We start from the raw sequence: 25,654 nt of genomic DNA, 5'->3' as shown, positions 1-25,654 counted from the left end.
GCTGCTTCGGTTTGCAAATGGGGCTACCGGTTCGCTGTGGTGCAGTCAGGTCACGCTGGGAGCCCGTAATGCTTTGACCTTGCGCATCTGTGGCGACAAGGGGGCGTTGTCCTGGGCTCAGGAGACGCCGAATCATCTTGTGCTGGCTGACGCGGGCGGGTGCGAACGCCTGATGAGGCGAGGGGAACAGCCCGGGGAGGGCAGTCTGCCGACGGGGCACCCCGAGGGGTTTTACGAGGCGTTCGCTCAGCTATATCGCGATGCGGCCGATTTGGTACGATCAGCAGGCTCGTCCGCGTCTTTGGAAACAGCTCAGATTTTGGGACTTGAGGCGGGTGTTCGGGGAATGCGGTTCATCGACGCGACACTGGCGTCGGCTGAAAGCGGCAATATCTGGGTCACGATATAATCTGACGATCAGAAGGCGAGATAATGCTGGAACGGAGACGCTTTCTCTCAGGCGTAGGAGGAAGCTGCGCGGGGTTTTCGCTTGGCCCGTCAGGACAGTATGTCCTAACTGCGGCTACGACCGGTCACACGCCAAGCGGTTATTGGCAAGATATTGCAGACGGTTTCCGGGCTCCGCCCGGCGTGATGCGTCCTTGGGTCGTCTGGTTCTGGGTGAACGGCAATGTGACGCCTGACGGCGTCACGGCCGATCTCGAGGCCATGCGAAAGGTCGGCGTCGGCGGCGTCCAGATCATGAATGTCGATCCGGGTGTGCCTGCAGGCGACGCTCAGTTTGGCACGGAACTCTGGCATGATCTTTTTGATCATACCGTTCGCGAAGCTGCACGATTGGGCATGCAGATCGAAATGAGTGATTCGGATGGCTGGACAGGAAGCGCCGGGCCGTGGATCACGCCAGATTTGGCGATGAAAAAAGTTGTCTGGTCGTCACAATCTCTTCCGGCTGATGGGCGAACGGAGTTATCGCAGCCGACGACAGTTCAGGGCTTTTATCGCGATATCGCCATATTGGCGGTTCCGGCTTCGATCGCGGCGAGTTCTATAATTCCGGATCTGAAATTCAAGGCTGGATTTTCGACCTCTGTCATGGCGGACGGGTACGATCGTTTCATACCGCCCATTCCGCTGGAGCCGATGCAGGCCCCGCAAGACGTGTGCCTGCCTCTGTCGGCCGTGAAGGACGTTACGCGGTATTACGTGAATGGCGTTCTGGACTGGCGTCCGGATGGAAAGGAGCAGTGGCGGATTCTGCGGTTTGGCTACACGACGACAGGGCGCACCAACCATCCCGCCTCCAAAGGCGGACTGGGCCTCGAATGTGACAAGTTGAGTAGGCGTGCGATACAGGCGCATCTCAAAGCATTTTTCGGTAAAATTGTTGAACGCAATAAAAAGTATGTCCCGGACGTTTTGACGGCAGCGCACATCGATAGCTGGGAGGTCGGACCGCAGAACTGGACGGATGGATTCGAGGCCCAGTTTCAGCGGTTGCGGGGATATGACCTGCTGCCGTGGCTGCCCGCTCTGGCGGGCTGGGTCGTGAACGACACGTCCCGAACCGAACGATTCCTGTGGGATTTCCGCAAAACGATTTCAGATCTCGTGATCGAGAATTATGCCGAGGAAGCGACTAGGGTTCTTGAGGGCATGGGGGTGGGCCTGTCGATTGAGGCCTACGATGCAGATCCCACGGAGCAGCTTGTCTATGCGGCTCAGGCGACGATTCCTCAGGCCGAATTCTGGTATGGTCGAGATTTTTTCAAGGATATCTATCGTTCATGGGACTGGGTTGCGGCGATGACGTCTTCCGCGCATGTCTATGGACGGACGCGGGTTGCGGCGGAAGCGTTTACGGCAATGCCGGACGAACGCTGGCTGGCGCACCCAGCGACGATGAAGCCGCTGGCCGACTGGGCGTTTTCGACCGGCGTCAATCATCTCATCATTCATCGTTATGCGATGCAGCCGTGGCCTGATCTGGCTCCCGGGATGACGATGGGGGCGTGGGGGTGTCATTATGAGCGAACGCAGACATGGTGGTCTTACAGCGGTCCCTGGCACGGCTATCTGACCCGTTGCCATTACATGTTGCAGCAGGGGAAACCGGTCGCCGACCTGCTTTACCTGACGCCTGAGGGAGCGCCTTCCCGCTTTGTTGGACGGGACGTCGATATCCGCTCGCCATCTCCTCCGCTTGAGGGCATTTATCGCTACGACGGCTGTCCTGCGCAGGCGTTGACGTCACGCGTCAGCGTTCAGGATGGACGTCTGACGCTGCCTGACGGCAAGACCTATTTCGCCCTGGTCTTGCCGGAGTACGGTTCCAACATGCGCGGCGTCGGCATGATGACGCCAGAGACACTGGCCAGGATACTGGAACTTGTGGAACAGGGGATGACCCTGATCGGTGCTCCGCCGGAGCGTTCTCCCAGCCTGAGCCAATACCCGAAATGCGATGTGAGGCTCGCTGAACTGGTGACGGCGTTGTGGGGAACAGGAGGGCGTGACCAGACGGATCGCCGGGTCGGACGTGGACGCGTGGTGTCTGGAGTGGCGGCTGAGGAGGTTTTGCGCCGGGAGGGCGTCGCGCCGTCGTTCACGGCTCCAGATCGGACGCTTTTTCATAGCGCGCATAGACGTCTGCAAGACGGAACCGATATTTTCTTTGTCGCTAACAGGACGGATCGACCGGTGCATGCCGTCTGTTCATTCCGTGCGCGCGGGAAGTGTGAGGTTTGGGAGCCTGAAGCAGGGACGAGGCGCGTTGGCGTTGTGGCCAGGGGCAATGGCGATCAGAGCATGGTGTCGTTAGCGTTGGATGCGCACGAGTCAGTGTTTGTAGTTTTCCCGCAACGGGGCGCGTCGTCGTTGCCAACCTCTCCGGCGTCTATGCTGGAAGGGGCGCCTCCGATTGCAATCGAGGGACCATGGCGCGTGGAGTTTATCTCCGGTCGAGGCGCGCCGCAGTCGGCGCTATTTCCGACTTTGCAATCGTGGTCGGAAAACCATGATCCTGCGATAAAATATTATGCTGGCGAGGCGCGATATACGGGTTACGTCGATATCCCTGCGGGGCGGCTGACGGAGCGTGCGCCCGTAATTTTAGACCTCGGAGATGTATGCGTTGTAGCGCAGGTTTTTCTGAACGGACAGTCTGCGGGAATTGTGTGGAAGCCGCCCTTTGTCATTGATATTGGGCGGTTCGTAAAGGAAGGCCGGAACGAGGTCAGCGTCGTTGTCGCCAATCTGTGGCCTAATCGGTTGATCGGCGATGAAACGCTCCCTGATGACGCAGTCTGGGAGGATGCGACTTTCGGGCCATTCTCGGGCTTCGGCAAAAAACTGGTGCGTTGGCCAGCCTGGCTTGAGCAGAAAACGGCGCGCACGTCCGGACGAGAGGCTTTTGCAACCTGGAAGTTATGGTCCACGCATGACCGGTTGTTGAAATCTGGTCTGTTGGGACCTGTGTTGTTGCGTTCAGGCTATGGCCAGAACCAAATGGAAAATCCAGAATATACGCCGTTTTAGGGATGCTGTCACGTTAACTGGCGTGGGGTATTAGAAGGCGTTTGAGGGATTTTTCAGGCGGGGAGAGCCGTCGCGTTGTTCCATTGGGCGAAAGCCCTGATACGATGGATATGGCGGGAAAGAGCGGTGGCGGTGGAGGCGGGTGGGACGAAGGGATTGCGGACAGAGGAGAAGATTGCGACGAAACGTTGGCATCCGCCTGGCGAACGGAATTTCTGCATGACCCGCCCACGTTTTCGTAAAGGCGGGAGGCTGTTTTCGGCGCGGTTGTTCAGGCCTTTATGAGATCGGTGTTCCACGCACGGCATAAGCTGACGCCTGGCGGCTCCGTATGACTTCAGTTTGTCGGTAATCATGCGTTTTGGTCTGGCGCCCTGCTTCTTGAGCAGCCGCGTCAGCACCCGCCTCGCCGCTTTCGTGTTACGTCGTCTTTGCAGGATTTCATCGAGAACGTAGCCGTCCTGATCGACCGCTCGCCACAGCCAGTGAACCTGACCACGGATCAAGATCCTGGCCTCGTCGAGACGCCGCACGTCGCCTGGAGCCGCGCGCCTGCGGCGCAGCCTGCGCGCAAATGCAGCTCCGAACTTCAGGCCCCAGCGGCGGATCGTCTCATACGACACGACAATCCCGCCTTCGAGCAGCATTTCCTCAATCAACCTGAAACTCACGCGGAAATCGGAAATACAGCCACACAGCATGTGCAATCAACTCACGCGGAAAGCGGTGACGTTTGTAGCTGACAGGGGGAGCGCTCATCCGGGGCAATCTACAGCCCCAAGTTAATGTGACTGTGAGTGTGTTTTCGCGGGCCGACACCCTGACCCTTAATGTGACTGGCTTCGTGCCCTGGTGCTGATGTGTCGGTTGTCGGTCCGTCCCGGGCGCCGGATGGGGATGTGACCTGATAGGAGCCTGGCGGGTTCGTCCCCTCACAGTCCTGTCCTCTTCGTCCGGCGTGCGGGTGCTCTTTTTCGCAAGGAGGCCCTTCATGACATCGCAATTGATCCAGGCGATCGTTATTGGCGTGGACACCCACAAGGACACGCACGTTGCCGTGGCCCTCGACAGTCGGGGAGCGACTTTGGGAAGCCGATCCGTCGCAGCCACTCTGCCTGGCTATCTCGAACTGGAACATTGGGCGCTGACCTTCGGTAAGGTCGAAGCCTTCGGCATTGAAGGAACCGGCTCGTATGGGACCGCGCTGTCACGCCTGTTGCTTGACCACGGTCACCGGGTGATCGAAGTCAGCCGGCCCAATCGTCTGGTCCGTGGCCGACACGGCAAAAACGATCATCTCGACGCTGAGGGCGCTGCACGCTCCGTCCTGAACGGCCAGGCCACCGCCGTTCCCAAACCCCACACTGGAGCTGTGGAGATGATCCGCCAGATCAAGATCGTGCGTGATACGGCAGTTAAAAGTCGCTCACAGGCCATGGTGACGCTGAAATCGCTCATGATCACCGCTCCGGCGCCGTTACGGGAAGCGCTCGGGCAATGTCGCGGCAGGATGGCGCTCATTCGTCTCATTGCCGCATTCCGGATCGGGAAGGAAAGAACGTTGATTTCATCGACGAAACCGGCCATGCGCTCCCTGGCCCGGCGATGGCTGTTCCTCCATGACGAAATCGCAGCCCTCGATCGGGAACTCGACACCCTGGTTGCAGGCAAGGCTGCCGGACTGCACGCGGCACACGGTATCGCCACGATGACCCTTGTGGACATGCTGATCCTGATCGGTGATGATCCCACCCGTATCAAATCGGAGGCCGCTCTTGCACGTCTGTGCGGGGTCTGCCCGATCCCCGCATCAAGCGGCAGGACAAATCGCTTTCGGCTGAACCGGGGCGGTAACAGGCAGGCCAATGCCGCTCTCTATCGTGTCGCGATCGTCAGAATGCGCAACCACCCACCAACCTTGGCTTACGTCGCAAAGCGCACCGCAGAAGGAAAGACCAAGAGCGAGATCATCCGATGCCTCAAGCGATACATCGTGCGTGAAATCTTCAATGCCTTATGTCAACCCAAGGTAGCTGGATTGGCCACTTGACGAATATAGGAGCTTCAGCGCCGCCGAGTCTGGTTCGTGAACGTATCTTTCGTGTGGAAATTGTAGAGTGAAAGGATATGTCTCGATCGGCGGGTGTCTGAGGCATCCCGGAAATGAATTTTCCGAGTCAAATGTCGGTTAAAGGGTGTGAATAAAATCCGTGCAGTTTCGATAGGCGGCCTCGAAAACGCCGTTGGAGCCTGTGCTCAGGAAAAAATTGATCATAAGAGTGATTTTTCAAAAAATATACGTTTGAATCCGTGTTCGGTGCGGCGGCCTGTCTCGACATAACCGAGCTTGAGATAGATCAGAATATTTTCGATCATCTTTTCGTTTGTGTAAAGAGTCACTGCATTGAAACCTAGTTGTCTAGCCTGATCTTCGCAGAAAAAAATAAGCGATTTACCAATGCCATGTCCTGCCGCATGAGGCATGACAGCGACGTTTTCCAGAAAAATACTACCGTTTTCCGGATAAAATACGATAAATCCTTGAAGTATGCCATCTCCGTCTGCCGCGACATAAACAGAGCCGTCTGCGATCTGCTTCGCGAAGTCCGCAATCATAGGTGCAGGTTTCTGCCCGATCAAGGAAACGTAACGTCTGTAAGCCTTCACCGCACAATCCCTGATTTCGGATACGTCTTCCGTTACCGCTTGTCTAATCATCGCGTATGGCTCCACATTCTGGCGTGTCCACGCACTCGCGCCTCAGGTTGCGGACTGCGCAGACTGCCCATGAATTGCGGTTTCATAATGCTTGGCGTATTCGTTTTCGATCGCCGGAATGATTTTCTCGATCGTGAAGTAATGACTCCAGAATTTCGTTTCCCGCAGATCATTAACCACGCCATTATAGTCCTTGAGGCTCGTTACGGTCCACACCATCACGTCTGTGCAATCGGCCGTAAACGCCTCGGCATCGTAAAAAGTCATTATAGCGCCCGAGTAACGGTCCAGAATGGGGTCCAGGACGTTCTTGCCGAATGCGAAACGCCCGTTATCGCCATGTGGCGGAAGCTCCAGCCATTCCGGCGTCGTCTTGATCAGCCAGAAGATGGTCATGGGGTTGGTTGCAAGGTCGTATTGTGAGCCGAGATCGCTCATGGGATTTTTCCTTTATGGGGCACAGTCCGGGGTCAGGTGTAGTAGTCAGGTTGGTCGATATCTGTCAGCAGGGACGGGCCAACCGGATTCCAGCCAAGCAGTGCACGCGTTCGTTCACTCGACGCGGCCATGTTCCCGCCCGCCATGTTTGCGAACCAGCCGAAATGCTCGCGCTCCCTTGAGACGACCGGCAGAGCAAGCTGGCGGCCGATGGTTTCAGCAATGCCCTTGAACGGCGCCGCGTCATCGGCGACGGCGTGGTAGACAGGTTCGGTCACGCCCTGTTCGAGGACAAGGCGATAGACCTTAGCGGCGTCCAGCCGATGCACGCCCGACCATTCATTCCTCCCGTCGCCGATATAGGCGGATACGCCCGTCTGACGCGCCAGCCGAACGAGGATCGGGATGAAACCGTGATCGCCGACGCCATGGACGGACGGCGCGAGTCTGACCGTCGCCGCACGGACGCCGCGTGCACGGAGCGCCTTCGCCGCGTTTTCCGACTTGCGGGGAGAGGCAGGGTTCGGCTCGTCTGTTTCTACTGCGCCTGCGGGCAGGCCCGAAAGGCCGGAGGTGACGATCAGTGGGCGGTCTGACCCGGCGAGCGCGCCGCCCAGCGTTTCGATTACGCGCTGGTCCTGCGCGACGTTTTCCAGGAATTTTGAAAAATCGTGGTTAAACGCTGTGTGGATCACTGCGTCGGCGTTTGAGGCCGTCTGTTGCAGCAAGGTCTCGTCGTCGAGCGTGCCGCGCACGACCTGGGCGCCGGTTGCGGTGAGCAAAGCCGCCTTGTCGTCGGACCGGGCCAGCCCAGTGACCTGGTGGCCTGCGCCGATCAGGTCCTCGACGATGGCTGATCCGACCCAGCCAGTGGCCCCTGTTACGAATACATGCATGATTGTTTTCTCCGAAAAATGACGTTCAGTTCAGCCTTACTGACAATTCAACGTCGGCGGCGAAAGGCACGGATAGATATCCGGCCGCGGTGGAGCGCACGCGCGCCAGATAGTCGGGGCAACGATCGGCGTTATCGGCGACGATCAGCGCGCCCGCTTCCAGCCGGGGTTCCAGAAGGGCGAGAATATCGGCGTAAAGAGGCTTGGCGCCGTCGAGCAGCACGAGGTCGATGATGTCGGGCAGATCATTCGCCAAGGTAATCAGCGCGTCGCCCTCGCGGAACTCAACGAGATCGGCCAGTTCGGCTTCCTTAAGATGCTCTTTGGCGCGGGCTACCTTGGAGGGTTCGAATTCCGTGGTGATCAGCCTGCCTCCGCCATTATCGCGCAGGGCGCTGGCGAGGTGGACGGTAGAGATCCCAAACGACGTGCCGAACTCAACAATATTCTTAGCCCATGTAGCGCGTGCCAGCATGTAAAGCAGCTTTCCTGTGTCACGCGAAACGGGCAGCCAGAGGTCTTTTGCAAGACCGTAGAATGTCCGGTATTCAGTCTTGCTCCCAGCGAGCCTCATTAATTCGTCGCGGGGTAAATCCTTGACGGCAGGGCTCGTGGCTGCGTCGGCCTGCGCGAACAGACGGTCAAGCAGAGGGCCTACGGAAGTGCTGGTCAGTGTGGTGATGTTGTCGGATGTCGTTAGGGGGGCCATGGCATGTCTCCGCTCAGGGCTTCAGGACATTTTCGCGCTTTTCCAGCGCACCACGAAAATACGATGAATTCGTCGCATCAGCTATTCGCATTATCTCTGCTCCGTGGAGCCTTACGCAAAGGCGCTGATTTTCCTTTAAAAAAACATCAGGAGCGGGCAAGAGAATCACGCTACGACTAGCCGCCATTTGGCGATGGGCTCATATTTCAGCCCATCGGAGGCGCCTGCCTTCATGTGGTCTCATCAGGGATCGCGACTGATACGGTTTGACCTGTCGCTAAGGCCTGCCGAGACTGGGGGTTGAGGATGCGACGATCAACGCCCCAAGACCTGACGCCAGCATGCTTTCGCCCATTGCCGTCTCCCGTCGGGGGCAGGCCGTGCGTCGCTCTGCGTGTGAAGGATTCGGCGTCGCTCGTAGCTTGGCGGCGATTGCAGCACCTTGTGGTGGAATGGAAATACGACTAATCCGTCGACCCGATCATTTGCATGAGCGCGATTAGATGAGCGAACGCCGCACACTTAAGATTTCAGTCCGCAAACGGCCCAGTCAGGCTCGCTCAGCCGAACTCGTCTCCACGATTCTGGAGGCAGCGGCTCAGGTTCTGGCGAAAGAAGGCGCACCACGTTTTACGACCGCGCGCGTCGCCGAGAAGGCTGGCGTCAGTATCGGCTCACTCTACCAGTATTTTCCGAATAAGGCCGCGATCCTGTTCCGGCTGCAGACCGACGAATGGCGTCGGACGAGCGAGATGCTCCGCAACATCCTCGAGGATGTCGGGCGCCCGCCGCTTGAACGTCTGCGCGCGCTGGTTCTTGCGTTTCTGCGCTCTGAATGCGCGGAGGCGTCTGTCCGCGTGGCGCTTAACGATGCGGCGCCTCTTTATCGTGACGCTCCCGAGGCCGCCAGCGCCCGGGCGGAGGGGGAACGTGTTTTCCAGCGTTTCATGATGGAAGTTCTGCCGAATGCGCCGGACACGGTACGGGACCTGGCGGCCGATCTGATCACGACGACTTTCAGTGCGGTCGGAAAAGATTTTTCCGAAACGACTCGTACGGCTGCCGACGTGGAAGCCTATGCAAATGCGATGGCCGACATGTTCTGCGCCTATCTCGGCAGGATCGCCAGAGAGGCGTAATTCAGCTAATCTGGATTGGTGTGTGTGTGTCGTAGCGATTGGACAACGTTCAGGAGAAAGCGCCATTTCGGGGCAAGAAAATCGGAAGCTGTGGCTGCCGCTGTCTCTCGGTAACATTGGGTCAATGGCTTACGATATCGCGCGTTCCGCAGGGTCGAATCACCATGGATATCGCAGTCACCGGTGCAAGCCGCGGCATACGTGAAGCCACGGTGCGGCTTCTTGCGAAGAAGGGGCGATCGTTGTGCTGGGCGCCAGACGCGACGACAGACTGGAGGCGCTCGTTGAAAGCATCATTGCAGAAGGGGGCGCGGCGTTGTATCGCGTTATTGACGTGGCTGGACTGGTCATTCTCGCGCTTGATCAACCCGGCAAGCTTGACGTTCTGATCAATAGCGCCGGCATCGCCCCAATTTCACTGTTCGACGATCTTTGCGTTGAGGATTGGGAAGCGACGATCGATGTTAACATCGAGGGCTTTCTCTTCGGGATCGTCGCAGCTTTGCCTGTTTTTCGTCGGCAGGCTTTGGGGCATTTCTTCAATACTCTATCAACAGATAGGCCTTCGAATCGTTCCGACAATGTCAATCTGTGCCGGGTCGAAAAACGCGGTCAGGACAATTTCAGAAGGGCTGCCCAGGAGGCTGGTCCGTCAATCAGAATGAAGGGCGTCTCTTCTGGTTGCGTGCAGACCGAACTGCCCTCGTTCATGACGAATACGGCCATGTGAGAGCATGGAGTAGCCGCGATGAAAGAAATCGCCATTCCAGCATATGTAATTGCGGAAGCGATTGCCTTCGCCTTCGCCTTCGCCATTGCCCGGGCGCCCAATGAGGATGTCGGGGACATCGTTATCGGACCAACTGCGCAGAGAGATGCGCAGTTTCCGCCAGCGTTCGGGTTTAATTGAAATACTTCATGTCATTAGAAATGAGAGTTTGTAACGCGCAGGGCTCTATGGAGCCGGACGCTCGCTCAAGAAACTTTGTTTGGGCGGAATTCTTTTTGATGGTGGCGAGGGTTTTGGATAGCGCGGCTCATTAAAGCCCGTAAATTGAGATTTCATCGTTGCGTAGGAACTAAGGGTCGAGATCACCGTTCGTCCCTTATCGTGATCTTATCTGTTCTGGCACGCTCTGATGCGGAACCGGAGCGGGGATCAGGCGGCTGGCCCGTCCGGGCGCGCATCGCGACGATTGACGCGAGAAAGCCAGAGAGCGCACCAATCCCGAGAGCCCATCGCGGTCCGCAGTGGTCGGCCAGCCACCCTATGATTGGCGCTCCGACTGGCGTCCCCCCGAGAGCCACGCCCACGCGCAGGGCCATGACCCGTCCGCGCATGGCGGGCGTGGTCGAGAGCTGCATCAGGCTGTTGGTGGTCGTGGTGAACGTTAGCGACGCGCCGCCGATGACGACGAGACAGGCCGCGAACAGCCAGTAATCCGGGGCGATTGCGGCGAGGGCGCAACCTGCGCCGAACAGCGCGGAGCCGCTCAGCAGGGAGGTGAACGAAGGTTTGTCCCGGCTGGCGCCTAGCAGTGCACCCGCCATCGCGCCAATCGCCATGATCGACGACAGCAGGCCGTAGCCGCCAGCGTCGACATGAAACACACCGACCGCCATGGTTGAAATGAAAATCGGAAAATTCAGGCCGAACGTCCCGATCAGGGCGAGCATGATCAGGATTGCCTTTAGGTCGGGGCGTCCTCCCACGTAGCGGAGCCCCTCCATGAAGCCGCTTCTGGCAATGCGGGTTCTGGTAGCCTGGCGGAGTTCGGAAGCGCGCAGGAAGGCGAGGGAAGCCAGCACCGCGATGAAAGAGAGACCATTGCCCACGAACGCCCACCCCGTCCCGAGCCAGGCGATGACGAGCCCTGAGACCGCTGGTCCGATCATCCGCGCTGCGTTGAACGACGTTGAGTTGAGCGCCACCGCGTTATGGAGGTCTTCATCGTCGACCAGTTCGGCGACAAAGACCTGTCGCGCCGGAGCGTCGAAGGCCGCGACGGAGCCAAACAGAAACGCGAAAGCATAGACCTGCCAGAGCGTGACGACGCCAGTGACAGTGAGCAGGCCGAGCGCAAGGGAGAGTCCACCCATGGTCGCCTGAGTGAGCATCAGCATCTTGCGCTGGTTGAAGCGATCGGCGGCAACGCCGGTCCAGGGGAGCAGGAGCAGCTGGGGGCCAAGTTGCAGGGCCATCGTCTCTCCGACTGCCGAGGCGTTATGATGGGTCAACTGCGTCAGGACCAGCCAGTCTTGGGCCGTGCGCTGAACCCACGCGCCTATATTGGAGACGAGGGCGCCGGCGGCCCAGATCCGGTAGCTGACGCTTCGCAGTGACCGGAAGGGTCCCAAGGACAAGGATTTCACTTCCGTGGCGGTCGCGCTCCCCCGTTGATGCGGCCGAAATGGCTAGCGAGGAGCAAGGAGATGATGAGCGCGCCGAGGCCAAAAGCGGCGGCGTCGCGTGCGTCGTTCAACGTGAAGGCGCCAACGCGGCTGAGGAGCACATAGCTGACGAGGATGTTGAAAAATCCCCAGAGCACATTGACGGCAGAGGATGACAGGCCCTCTCCCGGCGGTGTGGCGAAAGGACTCTGGAACGCGCGCCCCATAAGACCGCTGACCACGTGCGGAATCGCGTTCGTCACGAAGACGCCACCGAAAAAATACGAAAACAAAGCGAGCCAGGACATGTCACGCGCTCCTTGATGACAGGAGATCCACGATCTGCTGCGCGTCTCCGGTTTCTCCTAGGCGTGGGAACACAGTATTTATGCTGTATTCGTGGCCATCCGGCCGGACGTCGGTCATGGCGTCGCGCGCGAGCGTGACGTTGAACCCTGCCTCGTAAGCCTGCCGTGCGGTCGCTTCCACGCCTGTTCCGGTCGCCACTCCAGTCAGAACGACCTGGGTTACGCCCAGGCCCTTCAAACGTTTCTCAAGATCGGTGCTGGCGAAGGCGCCCCAGGTTTTCTTGGTGACAACGATGTCCTCGGGGAGCCGGTCGAGTTCGGGCAGGAAATCGGTGAAGTCGGCGGCGAACGGACCGTCATGGCGGCGTGGCTGTTCGGTGCGCCCGGGCGCGCCGCCCGCGACGTTGATCAGCACGATCGGCAGACCGTGCTTTCGGAACGCGTCAATCAGCAAGCGCGTCTGCTTGATGACGTCGCCGAGGGGAGTGATGAAGGGGGCGTTGAGGACGCCCTTCTGGAGATCGACGACCAGCAGAGCGGTTTTGGGGTCCAAAGCGGTCAGCGGCATGGGTGGTCCTTTGTTGAAAAACTGGTTGGCGTGCGTCCAGGGTTAAGCGCGATGCTGTCACTCATCGGCAAGGCGCTTGAGCAATCCAACGATTTTTGCGGCGTCGGACAATTCTTCCGACGAAAGATGCGTCGCCAACTTGCTGGCCAGCCAGTCCTGGCGGGCCGCTCGGCCTTCCTCGATCCATGTGCGGCATGAGGGGGTGAGCGAAAGCAGCGTCTGGCGTCCATCTGTCGGGTCCGGTTCGCCCGTAACAAAGCCTGCAGCCTCCAGCGCCGTGACGACTGCCGCCATGGATTGAGGGCGCATGCCTTCGGCGCGTGCGAGGTTCGACGTCGTGGATGGTCCTTCCTTCTCCAGGCGGAGCAACGCGGACGCCTGGGAGGGGGTCAGATCTCCGACATGCGCCTGCTCACGCAGGCGTCTCTTGAGTTTGCTGACGAGGGCTCGCAGGTCTTGCGCCAGAGCGGCGGCCGGCTCGACGATTTGGTGGTTCAGCGGATTGCTCATGAGGAGCGTTTGCCATATGAACAGTCAAACTGTCCAGTTAAACTGTATATAATTTTACGAACAATCGTTGCAGATCGTCGGGTCTTCTCTTCGGGTCGGTCGCGTAGAGCTTTTGTGCTTGCGAATAGAAGTGGAACTGTCGCCGCCGCACTGCATACCGATGTGTCGCCGCGCGGGGTATCGTCCCGTGCCGCGAGGTTCAGCGTACCCCGGCTGTGGAGATCGGATCGCGGGGCGACGTCAACGCCACGATGCTGTTGCGCGCCCATTCCTGCACAGGGTGACCGTCATTTCGGCGATGCCAGCACAGGACGAACGGCAAAGGATCAAGCTCGAGCGGCGGCACGAGCAAGCAAAGGGGCGCGGTCCCGTCCGCAAGTGCGCCGCGTGGTACTGTGGCGATCAGGTCAGACGCGGCGACGATGGCCGGAACGGCGAACAACTGGGGGACCGTCAGGGCGATGAAGCGTTTGAGGCCGACCCGGGAGAGGGCGGCGTCGACGAAGCCGTAGCTTTCGTTTTCCGGCGAGACGAGAAGATGCGGGAGGTCCGCGAATGTCCGCAGGTCCAGACGACCGGCGGCTGGATGGTCATGACGCACGACGCAGGCGAAAGTCTCTGAGAAAACGGGGCGGTACAGGATTCGCGCGGCCGGGTCTGGTGGAACGCTGATGGTCATGTCGACCTGCCCTGCATCAAGAAGGGCCACCGCGTCGTTACGGCCGATGAATGTCCGAAACTTGAGCGTCATGTTAGGGGCTTGCGTCCGCATCTCCGCGACGATCTTGGGCATAAGCATGGAGGCTGGAAAGTCCGTCATGCCGATGGTCAGTGACGCGACGGAGGTCGCGGGTTCGAACCCCTGCACGGGCGGCAGGCTGCGCCGTATGGAGGACAGCGCCTCTCCGATCGGGCCAGCAAGATCCAGCGCGCGCGGCGTCGGTTGCAACCCGCAACCCGTCCGCTCCACGCACGAAGAGATCGTCCGCCATGAGGGCGCGCAGCCGCGCCAGCGCCGCGCTCGTCGCCGGTTGCGAGCGCCCGAGCCGGGCTCCGGCCCGCGTCACGTTGCGCTCGACCATCAACGCTTCGAAAACAACCAGCAGGTTCAGGTCGATGTGCTCAAGCACCGTAACGCCCCGTTATTCGATATAAGGATAATGCTACATAATAAATATCCATTGGAAACATGAAAAGGGCCGCTCTAAGTTCTGCGGGACTGAAGCGATCAGAAAGCTGGCGACTGCGAACGACGGGGCCGGAGTCGCTCTTGGAGAAAGTCGCTCATGAAAGTCTTCGTCACCGGAGCTACCGGGTTCATAGGTTCATCCATCGTCGATGAACTGCTTCGTCGGAGCCACGTCGTCGTCGGGTTCGCACGCAGCGAAACTTCTGCCGATAACCTGCGGGCAAAAGGGGCGCAGATTCATCGTGGCAGTATTGATGATCCTGCGAGTGTGCTGGCTGCTCTGGCGTCGGTCGACGGGGCTATTCACACGGCGTTCAACCACGATTTCTCGACCTATATGCAGAATTGCGCAGACGACGGAGCGCTGCTCGATGCGATGGCCGAGACGCTGGGCGGCACGGGCAAGCCTCTGATCGCGACGTCCAGCACTGCGGTGGTTCCGCCGGGCCAGATCGCGACAGAGGATCAGGCGGCCAGCCCTGCAATCCCGCGGGGCGCGTCCGAGCGGTTTCTGCGTTTCAGCGAAACCGGAGTGCGGACGGGCGTCATACGGCTTCCGCCTTCGGTTCATGGAAAAGGTGATACGGCCTTCGTGCCGGCCGCTATCGCTGCGGCGCGCCGTACCGGCGTGTCAACCTATGTCGGAGACGGCGCGAACCGATGGCCCGCCGTTCATCGAAATGACGCGGCGCGGTTGTTTTGCGATGCTCTGGAAAGAGGCGAACCCGATCAGCGTTTCAACGCGGTGCAGGACGAAGGCGTCGCCTTTCGCGCTATAGCTGAAGCGATCGGCAGGGGGCTAGAGGCACCGGTTCGCAGTATTCCGGTTGACGAAGCAGAAAATCAGTTCGGGTGGCTCGGGCGGTTCGTCATGGCTGACGTGCTGGCTTCAAGCCGATTAACGCGCGAACGACTGGGGTGGAAGCCTGTTGAAAACGACCTGCTCGCCGATCTGGAATTGTCATCCTATTTCGATCCGTCAGTCAAAGCGTTGAGCACGTGATGGCTTCGAAGAGATGGAGGAAAAATTGAGCAAAGCGACTATTATTGTTGCTCTTCTAATCCTGAGCGCCTGCGCGCCCAGCCCGCAACGCGTAAAGTCTGAATATATTTCAGATAATAGGTATTCGCGGGAATCGTGCGCACAGTTGGCCACGGATGAGTTTAAGGAAAAGGATGTTGTGAGTACGCTTTCTGACAGGCAAAGGCTTGCTCACAAAACAGATACGTGGAGCATGATTTTTCTTGCAGTGCCGCTCTCGGAATTGTCCGGTAGTGACGTCGCGGGTATTTTGTCCAGGGAAAAAGGAAAGCAGGAGGCTGTCCAGCGCGTTCAAGCTGAAAAAAACTGTGCCGGAACACAACCCGGCAGTATTCCCTCGCCTCAATCATCATAAACGGACTGGTGGGGGATAGAAACGAAAGCCGCTGGTGAACCTCTTTAAGTGATTTCCGACGAGGGGATGGAGCGCGATCAAACGACGGACGGCCCACCCGTGCAGGCTATGTACCCGTCCTGATCATGCCTCTGGCAGTATGTCGAATGCATGTCGCTCGACCCATCGATCCAGCGAGACGATGATCGGACTGAGCGAGTGGCCGCGCTCGGTCAGCGAATATTCCACACGGGGCGGCACTTCGCGAAAGTCGTAGCGTTCCACGAGACCAACCTTCTCAAGACGCCGTAAGGTCTGGACCAGCATTTTTTCCGAGATGCCGCCGATTTGTCGCTTGAGCGCGCTTGTGCGACGGGGCCCTTTGCTGAGCGCTTCGATGATGAGGAGCGCCCATTTCTCTGCGAGTAGTGCCAGCAGTGTTCGCGCGCGGCAGTCGGCCTTCATGACGTCTGCTGCTGTGATCGTAGTTGATGGAAATTCAGACATACTTACTCCCAGGTATGTAATTGCCTATCAGTATGTGGGGACCTATGTGGTCGTCATCAAGGATGTCGCTCAGGAGGAGTGGATTGATGCAGGCTCACTATCACTGGCAACAAGTAGGCGATGTGAGCATTTTCTACAGGGAGGCAGGTCCGAAAGACGCGCCAGTGCTCCTGCTGCTGCATGGCTTTCCCACCGCCAGCCATATGTTCCGGGATCTGATCCCGCTCTTGTCGGACCGATACCGCGTTATCGCGCCCGATCTTCCCGGTTTTGGCCAGACACACGCGCCGCCGCGTGAACGGTTTGCTTACAGTTTTGACAATCTGGCCAACGTGTTGAGTGGCTTCGTCGAGGCGTTACACATAACGCGCTATACGCTTTACATTTTTGACTACGGAGCGCCGATTGGCCTGCGGCTTGCCATGCGCCACCCGGAACGGGTAGTCGCAATCATCTCCCAAAACGGCAATGCTTATATGGAAGGATTCAGCGACCAGTGGGCGTCGTGGCGAGCCTATTGGGCAGACCCCAGCGATGCCAGCCGCGCAGCGTGCCGTGCATCGCTTTCGTCGGACACGATCCGCAACTGGCAGTATGGAACGGGCGCTGATCCGACTCTATTGTCGCCCGATGGCTATGAACTCGATATCGCTTATATGGCGCGCCCGGGTGTTGAGGAAATTCAGTTGGATCTGATCCTTGATTATCGGAGTAACGTCGCACTCTACCCAGATTTTCACGCCTATTTCCGGGCGCATCGTCCACCGCTCCTGGCGGTATGGGGGCGGTATGACCCCGCCTTTTTGCCGGCGGGCGCGCTCGCCTACCGCTCCGATCTGCCGGACGCGGAGATACATTTTCTCGACACAGGCCACTTCGCGTTGGAGACCCATCATCAGGAGATTGCCGGGTATGTCGTCGACTTCATGGGGCGGATCGACGTCGGATCAAGATGATGCAAATCCGACCGTAAGGCATCCTGCTTCGGCGAGCCCAATCGAAATGACCCTTGTGCGTGTCGAATATGTCTGGGCCGAAGATTCGGGCAGCCTTTTTCTGAATCGCAAGTCTCTTCGATGCGGGCATGCGTTGGGGTAATGATGCGGTCGATTGCGCCAATAAGGAGATCCTGTTTATCGGCGACATGCTAGTAGATGCCTCGCGTAAGGTTTGGAGGGACGCGAAGCGAAGCATGAGTGCTGTTTTGCCTCCGGCTTCGAAAGTTCCGAGTCTGACAAAGTAAGATTCGTGCTTTCGAAAGATTATGGCGTTGCCAAACAGTTTCTTTTTCGTGCTCGACAACAATTTTACTTTGAAAACATCGCGTTTTGTTCAATAACTATGAATTTGAACCTCATTTTAACACGTGAGACACAGAGATATGTCGGAAGTAACGATTGTCGGCGCAGGGCTGGGAGGACTCGTTCTGGCCCGTATTCTTCACCTCCATGGTGTCAGCGCGACGGTGTTCGAGGCTGAAGCGTCGGCTGACGCTCGTGTACAGGGAGGTCAACTTGACATTCACGAGCACGACGGGCAGTTCGCGCTCGCCGCGGCAGGCTTGATGGAAGAATTTCGCGCGATCGTTCATCACGGAGCGGAAGCGACGCGTGTGCTCAGACAGGACGGAGTCGTCCTGTTTGAAGCCCATGACAACGGGGGCGGCAGTCGGCCTGAGGTGCTGCGCGGGGATTTGCGGCGAATTTTGCTGGAATCGTTGCCGGCTGGGACGATCAGGTGGGGGAAAAAACTCGAAAACGTCACCCCTTTGGGAGACGGACAGCATAAATTGACTTTTGCTGATGCATCGACCTGCGTCAGTCGTCTCCTTGTCGGAGCAGATGGGGCATGGTCCAGAGTCAGGCCCGTATTGTCTGAAGCACAACCTGTCTATACCGGCGTCTCCTTCGTAGAAACCTGGCTGGAGAACGTTGATGCGCAGCATTCACTAGCCGCACGAATTGTCGGAAGCGGAAGCCTGATGGTGCCCGCGCCGAGGCAGGGTATCTTCGTACACCGGGAACCGAATGGCGTCTTGCACGCGTACGTTGCCCTGAAGCGTTCTCTGGACTGGCTTGCTCGGATTGATTTTGATGATTCTTCCGCAGTGCGGGCGCGTCTGGCGTCTGAATTCGCAGGCTGGCCGGCTGGCTGTTTATCCTTGATTCTGGACGGCACGGCGGCGCCGGTTTTACGCAAGTTATACGGGTTGCCTATTAATCATCATTGGGCACGCAGTTCCGGCGTGACATTGTTAGGTGATGCGGCTCATCTCGCGCCTCCGGCTGGAGAAGGCGCCAACCTTGCCCTGCTGGACGGTGCGGAACTTGCAAACGCCATCATCCTTCACGTGAACGACCCGGACGAGGCGATAGCGGAATATGAGCAGGCGATGTTTCCCCGGAGTCAAAAGGCAGCTGCGGGCGCTTATGAAATGCTGTCAATGATGCTTGGAGATGAGGCTCCAGACGTGCTGGCCAGTTTCTTACTCTCGAATGGAAGGAACAAGGGTTGCAATGAGTGATTTATAGATGGCATCTGTCATCATTGTGTTATTTATCAGACTAATACGTCTGATTTCAAAAAAGACCACATCAGTAGATTTTGAGGTGTGAAATGAGAATGGATGTGATGCCGGCGACAAAGTGGAAAACTCTCCTTCCTGGCGTCGTGATTTCAGGAGCGTGTGCGCTAAGTATTCATGTGGTGATGTTGCAGGTGCTGGGGGTTAGCTTCCCTGATACAAGATCAACCCCAGTATGGACCCACATGCTGATCGAAATCAGTGCGATTACGGCGACATGTGCTTTTTACGGGCTGGCTCGCCCTGTGCTGGGCAAAGGTGGGCTTATATTGTCCACTGTCGCGCTGTTTGCGTTGACAGCAATGGAGCACGAGACAGTACGCGGGATCATTATGAATGGTGTCGTAACCACAGCATGGCTGTATCCAATACTACAGGCGCTTCCCGGCCTGTTTCTTTTGTTCACGTCGGCCGCCTTGGTTGTCTTTTCAGGGGAGTTGGCTCAGGGGCGGTGGGTATGGCCTGTCGCTGGCGCGGCCATTGGATTTTTTGTTCATTTCGCAGTGGCTCCTTTGGTGGAGTCTGTTTCCAGCCCGCTATTGAGTTCGCTATCTTACCTGGGTCATAAAGATGTTTATTCAATCCCGTACGGATGGAATGTCCTGGTTCCGGCATATGTCAGTTATCTTGAACCGGCTGTCGCAACGGTCATCATGGCGGCTCTTGTGTGGGACAGGCTTTCGAAGCGTATCCTGGTGCGACTGGCTCAATTCGTGATTATTGTTCTATTCATGGATGGTGTGGCGCTGCGGTGGTTTCTCTATGCTCCTTTTTCGAGTTCGCCTCTAGGGGAGGCCGTGTTGAGTGAGAGTCAGTTTTTGTTCGAGGCAACAGTATTGGCTCTTCTCTCTGGATTAACATGGCATTACGCCAGTGTACATGTTGCCACGCCGCACAAATCAGAAGCTGAAGTAAATGCCATCTAGGCTCAGGACTTATTCTTTGAGATAGAAGATGAAGCTTCCGGCGATGTTGATTGCGGACATGAATGTATGAGCACAGCGATCATATCAGGTAGCCACGCGCCGCCAGTCTTTCAGCTTTGCGAACATATTTTCGATCAGGTGACGCTGCTTATACAGATGCCAGTTGTAAAATGGTTTTGATTTCCGGTTCTTCTTCGGCGGAATACAGACGGCGATCTTCCGGTCTGCGAGAGACTGCCTGATTTTATTGCTGTCATAACCACGATCCCCGATGAGTTCTTCTGTCTCACCGGGGAGATCCGCCAGCAGTTCAGGCACTGGCAGTTCGACCGTCCGATACTGCGAAATCCAGTGTCCCAATGTCGATTTGCCAATCCCCAGATCCGCCGCCACGCGGCTCCGTGACAAACCGCTGCTTAAGGCAATCCTTACCGCCTCACGGCGAAATTCTTCTGTGTGTGTCACAGCCATGATTCCGTGCCTCTCCTGATGCGAGCATAAAATGCTCAGTGCACCGGCACAAAATCGTCACAAGTCCAAACGCGCTATGCGACGGTTTCCAGCACCGGGACGCTGTCAGCGCTTCGTCGCAGTCTTCTCCGCTGTGCGTAACGCCTTCGTTCCACCAGCCTCAGTCGACTACGCCATCGCCCGACATCTGCACCGCCTGAGAGCGTTCGCCCAATGGAATAGCGCGATCGCTCTCCCCGCCTGAAAAATCACTCAAGCGCCTTCCAATACCCCACGCCAGTGAACGTGACAGCACCTTCACTAATGTGTCGTTCATCGGCCCTGTTTATCACAGGACAGGGTACACGTGACATCGCCTGTGCCGTAGGCAACGGGATGTTGCAAAAAATAATAAAATATATTTTAACAATGATTTGACGTAGATCAAGTTCATACCACTGCCATGTCGATAAACATCAATGAATGAAGCCTTCCGTATACCTATCCCCGCAAGACTTAATACGCGCTGTTCTTGTATTCTGCGTCGGATCAGGTTTGACCGTTGGTGCGGGAAATGTCGCCCATGCCGATGACGATGACGATTTGGCTGCCATTAAGGCGCAGATCCGTCAGTTGGAGGGGCGCGTTTTGGCGATTGAAAATCGCCGACATGAACGACAGTCGCAAGGAAGGGGACGGCTGCCCTCGCCCGAGCGAACCATCCGCACGTCATCAGGAGCGAAGACTGCGTCGTCTCGGATGGTCTCGAGAAACATGACGCCATCCAAGTCGGACATTGCGTTTCATGATGCGAAGATACCATCCCCATTTTTCCATATGGGCGGTTCTTTCCCGGCGGACATGAGTTCGGGACAGCCAGCGTCTGCCTCTGAAAGGCAGGGAATGGATCTCAGCTCGTCCAGTCCTCTGGCCATTACCCAGACTGACGTGGACCGTTTGCCGCCCGTGTTCAGTATCGGAAACATTTCAGTCAAGATTGGTGGTTTTCTGGAACTTTCAAATATATGGCGCGACTCGAACATGACCAGTGGTCCTGCCACCGCATGGAACAATTTTCCTTATGCCAACAGTCCCAACCACGGGTTGAGCGAAGAGCGTCTTTCGTCCCAGCTCAGTCGTCTCTCCACCCTGCTCGAAGCGAACCCCACCCCTTCAACGCGCCTGCAAGCCTATATTGAGTCCGATTTCGGGGGGGCGGGTGGAACGACCAATAGCGTGCAGGTCAATGGCTATACGCCGCGCCTGCGGCAGGGCTATTTTACATTTACGCAGAAGGACTGGGGCTTTCACCTGCTGATGGGGCAGGCCTGGAGCCTGACGACCGCGTATGCGAAGGGCGTTCTGCCCAGAAACGAGCAACTCCCCGCCGTCACCGACAATAACCAGATCCCCGGCATTACATTCACCCGCGTGCCCCAGATCCGGATCGGTAAGGACTGGGGGCAGAAATACTGGCTAGCACTCTCCATCGAGGACCCGCAGGCAACGGTTTCCTATTCCTCCTCCATGACATCCGGCGGCAGGTTGCCAGCCGTGGGCGCCGAGAGCGAAGGGCCGCGTGTTTATTATTCCAATAGCGGCGGTGTCCTGCTCAACCCTGAGACACAGTACACGGACAATCCGGTTCCGGATATCGTCCTGAAGGGCGCCATCGATACTTCAATCGGTCATTACGAGGTATTTGGGCTTGCGCGCTGGTTTCGCTCCGTCATCCAGTCTCCCGGGGCGAGCCATACTCATAAGGACACACAATTCGGTGGTGGTGTGGGTGGCGCCATGACTGTTCCGCTAGGCACGCCGAAGCTCCAGCTCGCGGGGAATGTCATCGCAGGTGAGGGCATTGGCCGTTACGGGCCTTCACTTTTGCCGGATACCACCTTCAACAGTCGTGGGCAGCTCACGCCGATTCCCGAGTTGCGTGGGGCGTTGGGGCTGATTGGGCATCCCCGTAAATCCGTGCTGCTGTACGCTTATGGGGGTGTAGAGACAGCCGGGCGGCGCCGTTATACGGCGGCCGACGGTCACCAGTACGGTTATGGTGTTTCCGACCAGAATCTCGGCGGTTGCGACATCGAATTCGGGACCTGCAACGCGCAGACGCGGACACTGGCCTCGTTTACGACCGGCGGGTGGTGGCATTTCCTCGATGGCCAGTGGGGCAGCGTCATGGGCGGAGTCCAGTATACCTATATCCGGAAATTTGCCTTTCGAGGCAATGACGGCATGGGCAACAGTGTCTACCCGACGACATCGGGTAATACAGTCTATGTCACATTCCGATATCTTCCCTTTCAATAACAGAAACCTATACGCAATACCGGAGAGACCAGCATGTCTTATACAGTAGGCACCTATCTCGCAGAACGCTTCGCGCAGATCGGACTGAAGCATCACTTCGCCGTGGCGGGTGATTACAATCTCGTTTTACTCGACCAGCTTCTGAAGAACAGAGAGTGTGAGCAGGTTTACTGCTCCAATGAACTGAACTGCGGTTTTTCGGCGGAAGGATATGCGCGGGCCAATGGCGCGGCGGCGGCGGTTGTTACGTTCAGTGTCGGCGCCCTCTCCGCGCTGAATGCCATTGGCGGGGCCTATGCGGAAAATCTGCCGGTCATTCTGGTTTCGGGTGCGCCCAACTCCAACGATCACGGCAGCGGTCATATCCTTCATCATACGATCGGCACCACCGATTACGGGTATCAGCTCCGCATCGCAAAGGAACTCACCTGCGCCGCAGTTTCCATTACCTCCGCAGAAGATGCGCCCGAAAAGATCGACTACGTTATCCGGACGGCGTTGAGGGAGAAGAAGCCGGCCTATATCGAGATTGCGTGCAACGTGTCAGGACAGTCCTGCCGTGCGCCCGGGCCGATCAGCGCCGTCGTCTCCGATGCGCCATCCGATGCGGATACGCTCAAGGCGGCCGTGAAGGCCGTAGCTGAGTTCATCGAGAAAAAGGAAAAACCGGTCATCCTGATTGGCAGCAAGCTGCGTGCGGCGGGCGCGGAAGAGGCCGCTATTCGTCTGGCGGATGCGCTGGGCTGCAGTGTCGCCACCATGGGCGCGGCCAAGAGCTTCTTCCCCGAGGATCATCCCGGTTACATCGGCACATTCTGGGGAAGCGCCAGTTCGCCCAAGGTGAATGACGTCTTCAACTGGGCCGACGGCGTTCTGGCGCTTGCCTGTATTTTCAATGATTACTCCACAGAGGGCTGGACCGAGTGGCCGAAGGGCGCGAACGTGGTGAACGCGGACAAGGAGGTGACGAAGGTCGCTGATCTGGCTTTTGACTCCATCCATCTGCGCGATCTTCTGGACGGTGTGGCGAAGCAGTTTGCCGGGAAGGCGAAGAAAGACGCGACGATGGTCGAATACCGCCGTATCGGCGGCGGCGTCGCGGAAAATACCATGGAAGCACCGGCAAAGGGCGGCAAGCTCACCCGTGAGCACATACAGCGCACGTTGCAATCCATTGTGACGTCAGAAACGACGATCTTTGGCGAGACGGGCGACTCGTGGTTCAACGTGGCCCGCACGAAACTCCCCCGTGGCGCTCGCGTGGAATACGAAATGCAGTGGGGCCATATTGGCTGGTCGGTGCCTGCCATGTTCGGCTACGCTGTCGCCACGCCGGAGCGGCGCAACATCTTGATGGTCGGTGATGGTTCATTCCAGCTCACTGCGCAGGAAGTCGGGCAGATGGTGCGGCGCAAGCTGCCGGTTATCATCTTTCTGATCAACAATGCCGGTTACACGATCGAGGTGGAGATTCACGACGGTCCCTACAATAATATCAAAAATTGGGACTATGCGGCCGTCGTCGAGGGTTTCAATGCCGAGGACGGCAAGGGAAAAGGTCTGCGCGCGACCACGATCGGCGAGCTGGACGCGGCCGTGAAAGCCGCACTTGCGCATAAGGACGGTCCGGTTCTGATTGAATGTGTCATTCCGCGCGATGACTGCACCAGCGAACTGATCTCGTGGGGGCGGCATGTGGCGACTGCCAATGCCCGTCCGCCAGCGCACTAAACATTATTCCGCGCAACGGGTGGCCTGCCGGCTACCCGGTCTGTCTGAATATTCTTATTGTTCTGGAGCTTCCATGCCGCCTGCACTTTTATCTGCGCCTGCTTTTTCCGCGTCGGCGGCAGGGGGCGCACAAGCCGCGCCGACCGGGCCCCAGAAACTCCAGCCGCTCTATGTTCTGGCGTGGTTCCTCTGCGCGCTGTTCTATTTCTATCAATATGCCATCCGCTCGGCCCCGGGCATCATGCAGCACGAGCTGACGGCCGCATGGGGAAGCAGCCATCTGGGTCTGATGATTGCGTCTTACTATATCGTCTATGCGCTGATGGCGCTGGTAGTCGGTGTGCTGCTCGACCGGTATGGCGCCCACGCCATTTTTCCCAGCTTTATTGTTATTACGGCTGTCGGTTGCCTGATTTTCGCCCAAGGGAGTGCCGTGGCGGGTGTCGGGGGCTATGTCATTCAGGCCATTGGCGCGATCTGCGCTTTTGTGGGGTCTTCCTATGTCGCGGCCCGGTATCTGCCGGCCCGCACGCTTGCGCTGTTCGTGGGATTGACGCAGTGCCTAGGCATGGCAGGCGCGGCGTTCGGCTCAAAACCCACGCGGATGCTCATTGATCCCAATGGTTCGTTCCATTTTTCCTGGGAGCATATCTGGCTTGGATTCAGTGCCATTGGTCTGATTTTGGCGGTTGCCGTGTGGTTCATTATGCCTCGTGACCAAGGAGACAGCGCACATCATCACGGTGACTTCACGCTGACCAACCTGCTCAAGCCGTTCAGGATTATCTTCTCCAACCCCCAAAGCTGGATCGCGGGCCTGATCGGCGGCCTGCTGTTCGTGCCGACCACCATTGGCGCGCTTGGCTGGGGGGCGTCGATGCTGAGCGGTGGTGAACACACCAGCATGGCGTTTGCGGCTTCGGACGTGTCGATGGTGCCCATCGGCTGGGTGATCGGTTGCCCGCTGTTGGGGTGGATATCCGACAAGATCGGACGTCGCAAACCTGTGCTGATCGGTGGCGCGGTGGTTCTTCTGGCCGCCAGCTTGTGCGCCCTGTATGTCCCGGTCGGTGTAATGCCAAAATACATGGTGGCGCTGGTCATGGGCATTGCCTCGGGCGCCGCTATGATTCCGTTCTCTTCAATGAAAGAAGCTAACCCGCCTGAGGTCAAGGGAACGGCGGCCGGTGTTATGAACTTCCTCGTGTTTGGAACAACCGGGGTCATGTCGCCACTGGTCTCGTCTCTCATGCACAAGGGCGTGGACCTGTCGATGGCGGATTATCGGCGCGCCTTCATGCCACTGATCATCGGCATTGTCATCGCGATCGTCCTCTCATCTCCGCTACGCGAAACAGGCTGGGCTGTGCAAAAGGCCGAGTGACGATTTGTATAAT

26 protein-coding genes and 2 pseudogenes are annotated in these 25,654 nt (G+C 57.9%); 14 read left to right on the top strand and 14 right to left on the bottom strand.

Annotated elements, in window-relative coordinates:
• Both G442_RS25620 and G442_RS0116945 read left to right on the top strand, forming a co-directional pair.
• Window positions 1-409: Gfo/Idh/MocA family oxidoreductase (locus G442_RS25620; protein WP_026398935.1), on the top strand; the 409-nt coding region annotated here is incomplete at its 5' end.
• Window positions 410-432: 23 nt separating this feature from the next.
• Window positions 433-3,498 carry a glycosyl hydrolase gene (locus tag G442_RS0116945; protein WP_026398934.1) on the top strand — a complete coding sequence of 1,022 codons (3,066 nt, stop codon included), beginning with the start codon at window positions 433-435 and terminating at the stop codon, window positions 3,496-3,498.
• Window positions 3,499-3,551: 53 nt separating this feature from the next.
• Here the strand turns inward: G442_RS0116945 and G442_RS23040 are convergent.
• Window positions 3,552-4,257: pseudogene (locus G442_RS23040) on the bottom strand (IS6 family transposase).
• 232 nt (window positions 4,258-4,489) lie between these two features.
• Between G442_RS23040 and G442_RS0116935 the strand changes: the two are divergent.
• Complete coding sequence (locus G442_RS0116935; RefSeq protein ID WP_026398933.1) at window positions 4,490-5,548, top strand: IS110 family RNA-guided transposase; 1,059 nt, start codon at window positions 4,490-4,492, stop codon at window positions 5,546-5,548.
• Window positions 5,549-5,769: 221 nt separating this feature from the next.
• Here G442_RS0116935 and G442_RS0116925 read toward each other — a convergent pair whose 3' ends face one another.
• From G442_RS0116925 to G442_RS0116910, 4 genes are read right to left on the bottom strand one after another with little or no spacing between them, the layout of a single operon-like run.
• Window positions 5,770-6,216, bottom strand: coding sequence for a GNAT family N-acetyltransferase (locus G442_RS0116925; RefSeq protein ID WP_026398932.1), 447 nt, complete (start codon window positions 6,214-6,216; stop codon window positions 5,770-5,772).
• A 42-nt stretch (window positions 6,217-6,258) separates the two neighbouring features.
• A complete protein-coding gene (locus G442_RS0116920) occupies window positions 6,259-6,654 on the bottom strand; it encodes a darcynin family protein (RefSeq protein WP_026398931.1) in 396 nt (131 codons plus the stop codon).
• A gap of 32 nt (window positions 6,655-6,686) precedes the next feature.
• Window positions 6,687-7,550, bottom strand: coding sequence for an SDR family oxidoreductase (locus G442_RS0116915; protein ID WP_026398930.1), 864 nt, complete (start codon window positions 7,548-7,550; stop codon window positions 6,687-6,689).
• 25 nt (window positions 7,551-7,575) lie between these two features.
• Window positions 7,576-8,259, bottom strand: coding sequence for an O-methyltransferase (locus tag G442_RS0116910; RefSeq protein WP_035376835.1), 684 nt, complete (start codon window positions 8,257-8,259; stop codon window positions 7,576-7,578).
• Window positions 8,260-8,762: 503 nt separating this feature from the next.
• Here G442_RS0116910 and G442_RS0116905 point away from each other — a divergent pair.
• The 3 genes and pseudogenes from G442_RS0116905 (at window position 8,763) to G442_RS25325 (ending at window position 10,308) form a co-directional block, all read left to right on the top strand.
• Entirely contained in the window at window positions 8,763-9,398 is a 636-nt protein-coding gene (locus G442_RS0116905) for a TetR family transcriptional regulator (protein WP_026398928.1), read from the top strand.
• A 235-nt stretch (window positions 9,399-9,633) separates the two neighbouring features.
• Window positions 9,634-10,128 (top strand): annotated as a pseudogene (locus G442_RS23035) (SDR family oxidoreductase); the annotation flags it as partial.
• Between the two features lie 18 nt (window positions 10,129-10,146).
• Window positions 10,147-10,308: a hypothetical protein gene (locus G442_RS25325; RefSeq protein ID WP_154660404.1), complete on the top strand. Its 162-nt coding sequence runs from the start codon at window positions 10,147-10,149 to the stop codon at window positions 10,306-10,308.
• A gap of 182 nt (window positions 10,309-10,490) precedes the next feature.
• On the opposite strand, the gene G442_RS23030 is transcribed toward G442_RS25325, so the two are convergent.
• The 6 genes from G442_RS23030 to G442_RS25945 form a co-directional block, all read right to left on the bottom strand.
• The gene (locus G442_RS23030) at window positions 10,491-11,762 is read right to left on the bottom strand and encodes an MFS transporter (RefSeq protein WP_371863421.1); all 1,272 of its coding nucleotides are present in this window, start codon (window positions 11,760-11,762) and stop codon (window positions 10,491-10,493) included.
• Between the two features lie 5 nt (window positions 11,763-11,767).
• Window positions 11,768-12,097, bottom strand: coding sequence for a hypothetical protein (locus tag G442_RS0116890; RefSeq protein ID WP_026398927.1), 330 nt, complete (start codon window positions 12,095-12,097; stop codon window positions 11,768-11,770).
• 1 nt (window position 12,098) lies between these two features.
• Window positions 12,099-12,665: a cysteine hydrolase family protein gene (locus G442_RS0116885; RefSeq protein ID WP_026398926.1), complete on the bottom strand. Its 567-nt coding sequence runs from the start codon at window positions 12,663-12,665 to the stop codon at window positions 12,099-12,101.
• A gap of 57 nt (window positions 12,666-12,722) precedes the next feature.
• Window positions 12,723-13,175: a MarR family winged helix-turn-helix transcriptional regulator gene (locus G442_RS0116880; protein WP_035376833.1), complete on the bottom strand. Its 453-nt coding sequence runs from the start codon at window positions 13,173-13,175 to the stop codon at window positions 12,723-12,725.
• A gap of 199 nt (window positions 13,176-13,374) precedes the next feature.
• Window positions 13,375-13,974, bottom strand: a complete 600-nt coding sequence (locus tag G442_RS23025; RefSeq protein ID WP_211229167.1) for a LysR substrate-binding domain-containing protein — start codon at window positions 13,972-13,974, stop codon at window positions 13,375-13,377.
• Window positions 13,928-14,305 (bottom strand): LysR family transcriptional regulator, encoded by a 378-nt coding sequence (locus G442_RS25945; RefSeq protein ID WP_211229166.1) that lies wholly within the window; start codon window positions 14,303-14,305, stop codon window positions 13,928-13,930. Before G442_RS25945 ends, G442_RS23025 begins: the two co-directional genes overlap by 47 nt.
• 156 nt (window positions 14,306-14,461) lie before the next feature.
• Here G442_RS25945 and G442_RS0116870 point away from each other — a divergent pair, with 156 nt between their 5' ends.
• Complete coding sequence (locus tag G442_RS0116870; protein WP_026398924.1) at window positions 14,462-15,367, top strand: SDR family oxidoreductase; 906 nt, start codon at window positions 14,462-14,464, stop codon at window positions 15,365-15,367.
• A gap of 25 nt (window positions 15,368-15,392) precedes the next feature.
• Window positions 15,393-15,761 (top strand): hypothetical protein, encoded by a 369-nt coding sequence (locus tag G442_RS0116865; protein WP_026398923.1) that lies wholly within the window; start codon window positions 15,393-15,395, stop codon window positions 15,759-15,761.
• A 123-nt stretch (window positions 15,762-15,884) separates the two neighbouring features.
• On the opposite strand, the gene G442_RS0116860 is transcribed toward G442_RS0116865, so the two are convergent.
• Window positions 15,885-16,247 carry a winged helix-turn-helix transcriptional regulator gene (locus G442_RS0116860; protein ID WP_026398922.1) on the bottom strand — a complete coding sequence of 121 codons (363 nt, stop codon included), beginning with the start codon at window positions 16,245-16,247 and terminating at the stop codon, window positions 15,885-15,887.
• Window positions 16,248-16,333: 86 nt separating this feature from the next.
• Between G442_RS0116860 and G442_RS0116855 the strand changes: the two genes are divergently transcribed.
• The 3 genes from G442_RS0116855 to G442_RS0116840 all read left to right on the top strand — a co-directional run bounded on the left by G442_RS0116855 (window position 16,334) and on the right by G442_RS0116840 (window position 19,757).
• Window positions 16,334-17,203 carry an alpha/beta fold hydrolase gene (locus tag G442_RS0116855; RefSeq protein WP_026398921.1) on the top strand — a complete coding sequence of 290 codons (870 nt, stop codon included), beginning with the start codon at window positions 16,334-16,336 and terminating at the stop codon, window positions 17,201-17,203.
• A 425-nt stretch (window positions 17,204-17,628) separates the two neighbouring features.
• A complete protein-coding gene (locus G442_RS0116845; protein ID WP_026398920.1) occupies window positions 17,629-18,771 on the top strand; it encodes an FAD-dependent oxidoreductase in 1,143 nt (380 codons plus the stop codon).
• 98 nt (window positions 18,772-18,869) lie between these two features.
• Window positions 18,870-19,757 carry a hypothetical protein gene (locus G442_RS0116840; protein ID WP_026398919.1) on the top strand — a complete coding sequence of 296 codons (888 nt, stop codon included), beginning with the start codon at window positions 18,870-18,872 and terminating at the stop codon, window positions 19,755-19,757.
• Window positions 19,758-19,841: 84 nt separating this feature from the next.
• On the opposite strand, the gene G442_RS26595 is transcribed toward G442_RS0116840, so the two are convergent.
• Complete coding sequence (locus G442_RS26595) at window positions 19,842-20,228, bottom strand: transposase (RefSeq protein WP_146882609.1); 387 nt, start codon at window positions 20,226-20,228, stop codon at window positions 19,842-19,844.
• Window positions 20,229-20,388: 160 nt separating this feature from the next.
• Complete coding sequence (locus G442_RS25315) at window positions 20,389-20,544, bottom strand: hypothetical protein (protein WP_154660403.1); 156 nt, start codon at window positions 20,542-20,544, stop codon at window positions 20,389-20,391.
• Window positions 20,545-20,690: 146 nt separating this feature from the next.
• Between G442_RS25315 and G442_RS0116825 the strand changes: the two genes are divergently transcribed.
• The 3 genes from G442_RS0116825 to G442_RS0116815 all read left to right on the top strand — a co-directional run bounded on the left by G442_RS0116825 (window position 20,691) and on the right by G442_RS0116815 (window position 25,641).
• Complete coding sequence (locus tag G442_RS0116825) at window positions 20,691-22,526, top strand: hypothetical protein (protein ID WP_051292474.1); 1,836 nt, start codon at window positions 20,691-20,693, stop codon at window positions 22,524-22,526.
• 33 nt (window positions 22,527-22,559) lie between these two features.
• Window positions 22,560-24,257: an alpha-keto acid decarboxylase family protein gene (locus G442_RS0116820; protein ID WP_026398917.1), complete on the top strand. Its 1,698-nt coding sequence runs from the start codon at window positions 22,560-22,562 to the stop codon at window positions 24,255-24,257.
• Between the two features lie 73 nt (window positions 24,258-24,330).
• Window positions 24,331-25,641 (top strand): MFS transporter, encoded by a 1,311-nt coding sequence (locus G442_RS0116815; RefSeq protein WP_026398916.1) that lies wholly within the window; start codon window positions 24,331-24,333, stop codon window positions 25,639-25,641.
• Window positions 25,642-25,654: the final 13 nt, after the last annotated feature.

Origin of the sequence: Acetobacter nitrogenifigens DSM 23921 = NBRC 105050, assembly GCF_000429165.1 — a bacterium.
GTDB classification, from domain to species: Bacteria; Pseudomonadota; Alphaproteobacteria; order Acetobacterales; family Acetobacteraceae; genus Acetobacter; species Acetobacter nitrogenifigens.
The sequence above is the reverse complement of the archived record's forward strand: the minus strand, read 5'-3'. Positions and strand labels throughout refer to the sequence as shown.

What these genes read in the sequence shown, in the direction of transcription:
- G442_RS0116945 (WP_026398934.1), top strand. Translation starts at nt 433, where the DNA reads ATGCTGGAACGGAGACGCTTTCTCTCAGGCGTAGGAGGAAGCTGCGCG.
- G442_RS0116935 (WP_026398933.1), top strand. Translation starts at nt 4,490, where the DNA reads ATGACATCGCAATTGATCCAGGCGATCGTTATTGGCGTGGACACCCAC.
- G442_RS0116925 (WP_026398932.1), bottom strand. Translation starts at nt 6,216, where the DNA reads ATGATTAGACAAGCGGTAACGGAAGACGTATCCGAAATCAGGGATTGT.
- G442_RS0116920 (WP_026398931.1), bottom strand. Translation starts at nt 6,654, where the DNA reads ATGAGCGATCTCGGCTCACAATACGACCTTGCAACCAACCCCATGACC.
- G442_RS0116915 (WP_026398930.1), bottom strand. Translation starts at nt 7,550, where the DNA reads ATGCATGTATTCGTAACAGGGGCCACTGGCTGGGTCGGATCAGCCATC.
- G442_RS0116910 (WP_035376835.1), bottom strand. Translation starts at nt 8,259, where the DNA reads ATGGCCCCCCTAACGACATCCGACAACATCACCACACTGACCAGCACT.
- G442_RS0116905 (WP_026398928.1), top strand. Translation starts at nt 8,763, where the DNA reads ATGAGCGAACGCCGCACACTTAAGATTTCAGTCCGCAAACGGCCCAGT.
- G442_RS25325 (WP_154660404.1), top strand. Translation starts at nt 10,147, where the DNA reads ATGAAAGAAATCGCCATTCCAGCATATGTAATTGCGGAAGCGATTGCC.
- G442_RS0116890 (WP_026398927.1), bottom strand. Translation starts at nt 12,097, where the DNA reads ATGTCCTGGCTCGCTTTGTTTTCGTATTTTTTCGGTGGCGTCTTCGTG.
- G442_RS0116885 (WP_026398926.1), bottom strand. Translation starts at nt 12,665, where the DNA reads ATGCCGCTGACCGCTTTGGACCCCAAAACCGCTCTGCTGGTCGTCGAT.
- G442_RS0116880 (WP_035376833.1), bottom strand. Translation starts at nt 13,175, where the DNA reads ATGAGCAATCCGCTGAACCACCAAATCGTCGAGCCGGCCGCCGCTCTG.
- G442_RS23025 (WP_211229167.1), bottom strand. Translation starts at nt 13,974, where the DNA reads ATGCTTATGCCCAAGATCGTCGCGGAGATGCGGACGCAAGCCCCTAAC.
- G442_RS0116870 (WP_026398924.1), top strand. Translation starts at nt 14,462, where the DNA reads ATGAAAGTCTTCGTCACCGGAGCTACCGGGTTCATAGGTTCATCCATC.
- G442_RS0116860 (WP_026398922.1), bottom strand. Translation starts at nt 16,247, where the DNA reads ATGTCTGAATTTCCATCAACTACGATCACAGCAGCAGACGTCATGAAG.
- G442_RS0116855 (WP_026398921.1), top strand. Translation starts at nt 16,334, where the DNA reads ATGCAGGCTCACTATCACTGGCAACAAGTAGGCGATGTGAGCATTTTC.
- G442_RS0116845 (WP_026398920.1), top strand. Translation starts at nt 17,629, where the DNA reads ATGTCGGAAGTAACGATTGTCGGCGCAGGGCTGGGAGGACTCGTTCTG.
- G442_RS0116840 (WP_026398919.1), top strand. Translation starts at nt 18,870, where the DNA reads ATGGATGTGATGCCGGCGACAAAGTGGAAAACTCTCCTTCCTGGCGTC.
- G442_RS26595 (WP_146882609.1), bottom strand. Translation starts at nt 20,228, where the DNA reads ATGGCTGTGACACACACAGAAGAATTTCGCCGTGAGGCGGTAAGGATT.
- G442_RS25315 (WP_154660403.1), bottom strand. Translation starts at nt 20,544, where the DNA reads ATGAACGACACATTAGTGAAGGTGCTGTCACGTTCACTGGCGTGGGGT.
- G442_RS0116825 (WP_051292474.1), top strand. Translation starts at nt 20,691, where the DNA reads ATGAAGCCTTCCGTATACCTATCCCCGCAAGACTTAATACGCGCTGTT.
- G442_RS0116820 (WP_026398917.1), top strand. Translation starts at nt 22,560, where the DNA reads ATGTCTTATACAGTAGGCACCTATCTCGCAGAACGCTTCGCGCAGATC.
- G442_RS0116815 (WP_026398916.1), top strand. Translation starts at nt 24,331, where the DNA reads ATGCCGCCTGCACTTTTATCTGCGCCTGCTTTTTCCGCGTCGGCGGCA.